This window comes from Desulfobacter sp. UBA2225, assembly GCF_002348205.1.
GTDB classification, from domain to species: Bacteria; Desulfobacterota; Desulfobacteria; order Desulfobacterales; family Desulfobacteraceae; genus Desulfobacter; species Desulfobacter postgatei.
Genome location: NZ_DDYV01000116.1, coordinates 1 through 6,233, shown reverse-complemented (window position 1 = coordinate 6,233; position 6,233 = coordinate 1). Strand labels below are relative to the sequence as shown.

Below are 6,233 nucleotides of genomic sequence, written 5' to 3'. Positions count from 1 at the left end.
TTAAAGGATCGGTGTCGGAAATGGGGTTCAAGGTTTGCTGCTTGCTTCTCAAAAGGGCTGTGCCGTCATCTCCGTTGAGGTGGTCTATAACGTTGAGCAGGAAGGTGGCATTGGTGGTGCGGCCCTCTTCGTCCAGCATGTTGTCGTGCAGCATCTGGACACATCCGAGTACAAATATTTTTGCAGGTGCTGATGTCTCGATTACGCGGTTGCCGGCTTCAAGCCCTTCAATGTTTTTGGACGACATCTCAGGCGGTTGGGGGCCTTCCTCCTTTTTTTCGTCTTTTATGTCGGTTTCTCCGGCCTCCTTTTCGGGGACGGGTTTGCCTTTAAAGTAAGATGTAAATTGCCCTTCCAGAAGATATGCCAGGTCATAGGTGGAAAGATCGCTATCTGAGGGGGGAGGGCTTAAGAACATGGGATTCAGGTTGATGTTGTCTTCCATGAGCCATGCCTGGTCAGATGAGGATAGAAGACGGACAGCATTGACCTTTGTCTCGTCCTGGGCGCCCCTGAGATACTTGACCGGGGATATTTGCATGGCTACAAGGCCTTTGATATTTTTCATGAATACAGGATCCTTGTTGATGGCGTCATCCTTGATCACCGGCGCAAAATAGATGGCCTGCTCTCCGCCGCCCTGGGACTGGGGCAATTGCTGTTTATATGAATTTTTGTCCAGCACATAGGCTTTCTGGATCTGAATGCCATAGTGGGCCAGAAGTTTTTCAAGGCCGGTATCAATGGGGGCAAAGGAGGGCATGCCCATCATGCCGCCCTGGCCCTGCTGCTCTTCAAAGGCATCGGCAAAAACAGCGATATTTGTGCCTTTCATCAGGGCCTGGTCAATCCGGAACAGTTCATAATCGGAAAAGTGTTTGGTCGGTTTGGCAATCACCAGGCAGTTGAGGCCTTCGGGGATACCTTCATCTTTAAGGGGAATCTGTCTGATATTGTATCTTGAGCCCACAAGCTGATCAAAAACGGAAAGACCGTTTCCGGGCCGGCCCTGCATCATGGCCATGCGATCCGGTCCAAGGGTGGGGCAGCCATGATCGGACAGATACCCGATATCCTTGTTGATGCCGATCAGTTTTTCCATGACCGCCGCAATCTCTTCTTCAAGTCCCCGGGGGTCCGCCATTTGATAGGTGGTGCCGATGATCGGAATCTCCACTGCCGAGATCAGGGGTAACGTCCAGGCCTTGCCTTTATATTCCACCACAAGGCCGGCTGTGCCGGCGCCTGCCCGGATGTTTTTTTCGGGCAGGTCAGGCCAGCGCAGGGCCATGAGATCATGTTTTTTTGAGACCTTTTCAAGTTCATCCGGATCTGAGATATCCTTGCGCTCAAACTGGAAAATATTTAAGTTTTTACTGTTCAGGTTGCCCACAGCCGCGGCCACTTCATCGCCAAGGTGCGGGAGCCCGTCCAACCCGATTAAAGGCCCTATGGCATTAAGTCCCGGGGAGATATACATCGTAATATTAATTTTATCCGTCTGGCGCAAAAGTGCCGAGACCTTATTGTTCAGTTTTCGGATGGCGCAGGTCAGTTGATATTCAAGTCCGTCCGTGGTGGTGATGGCCGGGATCTTTTCGATGAGATCTCCATGGAGGATAACCAGGCCCATGTACGCATTTTTAAATTTCAGCTCATCGTTCTCCATCACCCTGATCTGGACCGGAGATATCCCATAATCCCGTGCCATTTCACGGTTCTGGTTTGCCTGGTCCCCCATGTCGGTTTCCTGGGATACATTATAAAAGGCAAAGTTGAAATATCGTCCGGCCTGGGCTGCGTATTCCGTGAGCAGATCCTTTAAATACCGTTCAGTATTATTGTGGGGAGCAGGCATGTTTTTTGAGAAAAATACTTTGATGTTCAACGGTTCGGACAGGGTGGAGACGGCCTGTTTGCTGGCATCGGACAGGGAATAGATCCGGTTGGCGGTCAGATCAAATCTGAAAAACAGGCTTAATCCCGCCACATTCAACAAAACGATAACAACGGCGTACAGGATAAATTTCAGATAATATTCTTTAAGGAAAGGCTTACCCATGGTGACTCCTTAATTTTTTTCTTTCATGGCGATATTGGTTGAGAAAATGAAGATAAAGATCACGGATGTAAAGTAAATAAGGTCCCTTGAATCAATGATGCCCTTGGAAATGTTTGTGAAATGCGCATTGGCACCGAGGTATTCCATAACCGGCACAAGACGTTCGGGGATGAAAAAAAGCATCCGATCAATGATGGTCAGGGTAAAGCACATGGCGCACCCGATGATAAAAGCGATGATCTGGTTGCGGGTCAGCGCAGAGGCAAACAGCCCGATGCTGCAGTATGCCCCGCCAAGGAGTATCGCCCCGAGATACCCCCCGGCCACAGGCCCAAAGTCCATATCTCCGATGAAGGAAATGAACAGCGGGTAGGAGAGGGTGGGCAGCAGCATGGCCGCAGCAAAGGCGGTTGCCGCAAAAAATTTGCCCAGGGCGATATGGGTAAAGGAGACCGGCATGGTCAAAAGACTCTCATAAGATCCCACGTTTTTTTCCTCGGCAAACATGCGCATGGTGACCGCGGGAATAAAAAAGGAGAAGGTCATGGGCAGAAGAGCAAAAAAGTCCCTTAGGTCGGCCCGCCCGTAAATAAAAAAGGTGGAAAAGAAAAACCACCCCGTAACAATGAGAAAAAGGGAAATAACAATATACGCAATGGGCGAAATAAAATAGTCTTTAAATTCTTTTAAGGCGATGGTTTTGATCGGTCTCATGCTAAGCCGCCCTCCCGTGTCAGTTCGTGGAAGATTTCCTCAAGGGCTAAAGATTGTCTTGCAAGTTCGGTGATAATCCAGTCTGTTTTTTTAATGGACAGGTAAATGTCCTGGCGGATATCCTTATCTTCTTTGCAGCACAGTTCAAAGCTTATACCTTCACTTGCAGGTGTATCTGTCACAGTGATGTCAATGCTTGAGTCAAAGGCTTTAAGGTGGGCAAGGGCCGCGGTTATTTCCGCATTCTGCAACGTCAGGCGGACCACGCTGCGGTGCCGGGCATTTTGTTTTAAATGTTCGGCGCTGTCGTCCGCCACTTTTTTGCCCTTGTTGATGATGGCGATCCTGTCGCAGGTGGCTTCGGCTTCGGAAAGGATATGGGTGGAAAAGATAATGGTCTTCTCCCTGCCGATGCTTTTGATGATATCACGGATCTCTGCGATCTGGTTGGGATCAAGGCCCGAGGTGGGTTCGTCAAGGATCAGGATATCCGGGTCGGACATCATGGCATGGGCTAACCCTACCCGCTGGCGAAGGCCCTTGGACAGATTGCCGATGGGCTTGGCCATGATACCGGACAGCCCGCACAGCCTGCCCAATTCTCTGAAGCGGGACAGCCTGCGCCCGGGATCATCCATCCCTTTAAGCCGTGCCACATAATCCAGGTAATCATATACCAGCATATTATGGTACAACGGCGCGGATTCGGGCAGATATCCGATCATGGATTTTATTTTCAGGGTATCTTCCGGCATTTTGAGATCATTGATCCTGATCGTGCCAGATGTAGGGGTATAAAACCCTGTGAGCATCCTCAAAGTGGTCGTCTTGCCGGCCCCGTTGGGGCCGAGAAGGCCAAGTATCCGGCCGGGTTCAATGGTGAGGCTGATGCCGTCAACCGCACAGAAATCGCCGTAATACTTGGTCAGATTCTGAACATCAATCAATATCTTCTCCTAAAAATCTTCAAGTACTTTGCTTTTTTCAAGGAACGCATCCACGTCCTGGGCTGTTCGTTTCATATGGTCTATCAGTTTTTCAAGATGCCGGCAAAAAGGGTCGTCTTTGCCTAAAGTCAGTGCCGATTCCCTGTAAAGTGAAAGAAAGTCGTTGAAACGGCTCTCCAAATTTCCGGCCAGTTTCTTTCGTTCTTCGTGCCTTATTTTTTCAGACTGGATAACGGATTCCAGTTTTTTGATGGAATACTCAACAAGCGCATCCCGGGGCATATTATAGGTTTCGGAGATGGCCGTCAATGCCTCAATGGTTTTACGGCTGAGAACAAAGGTTTTCTGCTTTCTGTCCAGCTGCTTGAACTGGCGTATCCGGATGGATCGGGCCAGCTGATCCAATGCCGCATGGTCTTCAATAATGTGATCAAACAGGGATTTTTGCTTGATGCCCATGTGAACGGCCACAAGGCCGATGGCATCAATGGCTTTCTGGGAGAGTTTGAATGTTGCCCTGACCGATTGTTTGCCCCTTAAATCAAGCATGGATAGTTCGGCAAAGGGGTCATTGGATTTAGCCATGTCTTCTCCTTTTCAGGACATTGTATTATTCCAGATTGGCAGTCCAAAAAAGTAATGCAGATTTATTGTGACTGCGTATGTTAGCTTAAACGGTGAACCGGATCAATGCTTAATGCCCGGATGACCAAAATGTAATTTAGATTTTTAAAATATTGGGATACCAAAGAAAACCGGACTGCTATAGTATGGCATAGAAAAAACCGGCTCTCTGAGCCGGGTCTGAGTTCAATTTTTCCGGAGAGTTTAATTATGTCAGGGTCATTGTTCTTCTGGTTGTCCAAGCTGGCTTGGATGATCATCCGCCCGGATTTTCTTTTGGTTGCTTTTGCCGTAATGGGGATGTTGTTTTTGTTTTCAGGGGCAGAGAAAAGGGCAAAATGGATACTTGGGTGTGTGGTGCTGTCGATGCTCGTTATCACTGTTGTCCCTTTAGGAACTATTTTTTTGGCTCCCCTGGAGCACAGATTTTCCACAAACCCGGTCCTGCCGGAAAAAGTGGACGGTGTTATCATGCTTGGCGGAGCGGAAAACAATTTTTTGACCCATATGTGGCATCAACCTGAAATAAACGATGCCGCTGACCGGTATATCGGGTTTGCCCGTCTTGTCAGAGCATATCCGGATGCTGTGCATCTTTTTACCGGCGGGTCAGCAAGCCCCATGCATCAGGAATGGAAAGATGCAAATACGGCCCGACAGGTATTTATGGATATGGGCCTGGATATCTCAGGCATGATATTTGAGAATCAATCTCGAAATACTTATGAAAACGGGTTGTTTGCAAAAAACATGGTTCAGCCTGAACCCGGGCAGACCTGGGTGCTTGTGACCACAGCCGCACACGTTCCCCGGTCTGTCGGGGTGTTTAACCGGCTTGGGTGGCCCGTGATTCCCTATCCTGTGGATCATTATACCCGACCTGACAGGAAGTTCGGATTAGGCCTTAATTTTTCCCGGAATCTGGGAAGGCTGGTCACGGCAGCAACTGAATGGACCGGGCTTGCAGCCTATTATATTACCGGCAAAACCGACACCCTGTTTCCATCCGCTGTATCCGGCCGGTGAGGGATCAAAGGATTCTGCCGGTATTGCGTTCCACACGTATGGCCCGGTCATCATACAGACGCTCCATGTAATAATCCTTCACATTGGTTATTTCCAGGCCCGGCAGACCGTGCTGATTCATCCAGGCCTGGATTTTTGGAATTTGGGCAGGGTCACACGCCCGGGCCGTAAAAATTTTAACCCGGATGCCGTTGGCCACCATGCGTAGGACCATATCAACCATGGACGGTATGGGGGCTCCGATGCGACTAAGGGTTGAATTCTCGTCCCAGACCGCCAGGGTTCCGTCCAGATCCACGCCGTACCAGGGGCCGGGGGGGGCGCTACCTGATATGGCATCCGTATTGTCGGGCCAATTCTGAACGATGCCTGTTAAAATTTTTTTTATGACTGACAGCATGACACCTTTCTCTTCAACAAAAGTATAGTATGGCATTGAAGAATCCGGAGTAAACCAAATTTAATGCGCTGATGAATCCATATTACTCCAGTCCGGTTTTAATATGTCTTCACTCTCGCCTGTTTCCGAAGGTATTTGAGATTCTAAATCCAGGGAAGGGGTGGCCTCGGGATTAAATATCATATTTTCCCCTTCATCTTTTAACCCCTCTTTTCCGTTCAATACTGCAAGCAGGCTTTCAGCTTTATCCCTTTGCCGCGTATCAAGCGATATATATCCCAGAGCTGATTCCAGTTTTGTTTTGGCCTGAAAAAGCTTTCCCCGGTGGTACAGCACCATGCCCAGGTGATACTGGATCATTCCGTTTCCAGGCGTTAATTCTTCGGCCTGCTCCAGCATCCATTGCGCCTGGGAATAAATTTTTTTATGGTAATAGGCCCACCCGAGGGTATCCATGAGC

General features: G+C 49.1%; 6 protein-coding genes and 1 pseudogene. 1 reads left to right on the top strand and 6 read right to left on the bottom strand.

Going from position 1 to position 6,233, the window contains the following annotated elements:
- From B3D59_RS06305 to B3D59_RS06290, 4 genes are all read right to left on the bottom strand, one after another.
- On the bottom strand, window positions 1-2,062 hold a 2,062-nt coding region (locus B3D59_RS06305; RefSeq protein ID WP_286818473.1), incomplete at its 3' end, for a Gldg family protein.
- 9 nt (window positions 2,063-2,071) lie between these two features.
- Window positions 2,072-2,776: an ABC transporter gene (locus B3D59_RS06300; RefSeq protein ID WP_286818472.1), complete on the bottom strand. Its 705-nt coding sequence runs from the start codon at window positions 2,774-2,776 to the stop codon at window positions 2,072-2,074.
- Window positions 2,773-3,723: an ABC transporter ATP-binding protein gene (locus B3D59_RS06295; protein ID WP_286818471.1), complete on the bottom strand. Its 951-nt coding sequence runs from the start codon at window positions 3,721-3,723 to the stop codon at window positions 2,773-2,775. The genes B3D59_RS06300 and B3D59_RS06295 overlap by 4 nt, the downstream gene beginning before the upstream one ends.
- Before the next feature lie 9 nt (window positions 3,724-3,732).
- Window positions 3,733-4,308 (bottom strand): hypothetical protein, encoded by a 576-nt coding sequence (locus B3D59_RS06290; RefSeq protein ID WP_286818470.1) that lies wholly within the window; start codon window positions 4,306-4,308, stop codon window positions 3,733-3,735.
- Between the two features lie 249 nt (window positions 4,309-4,557).
- On the opposite strand from B3D59_RS06290, the gene B3D59_RS06285 reads away from it, so the two are divergent.
- On the top strand, window positions 4,558-5,373 hold the full coding sequence (locus B3D59_RS06285; RefSeq protein ID WP_286818469.1) for a YdcF family protein: 816 nt from the start codon (window positions 4,558-4,560) through the stop codon (window positions 5,371-5,373).
- A gap of 4 nt (window positions 5,374-5,377) precedes the next feature.
- Here B3D59_RS06285 and B3D59_RS06280 read toward each other — a convergent pair whose 3' ends face one another.
- Both B3D59_RS06280 and B3D59_RS06275 read right to left on the bottom strand, forming a co-directional pair.
- Entirely contained in the window at window positions 5,378-5,809 is a 432-nt protein-coding gene (locus B3D59_RS06280; protein ID WP_286818468.1) for a hypothetical protein, read from the bottom strand.
- A gap of 24 nt (window positions 5,810-5,833) precedes the next feature.
- A pseudogene (locus tag B3D59_RS06275) lies at window positions 5,834-6,233 on the bottom strand (hypothetical protein); the annotation flags it as partial.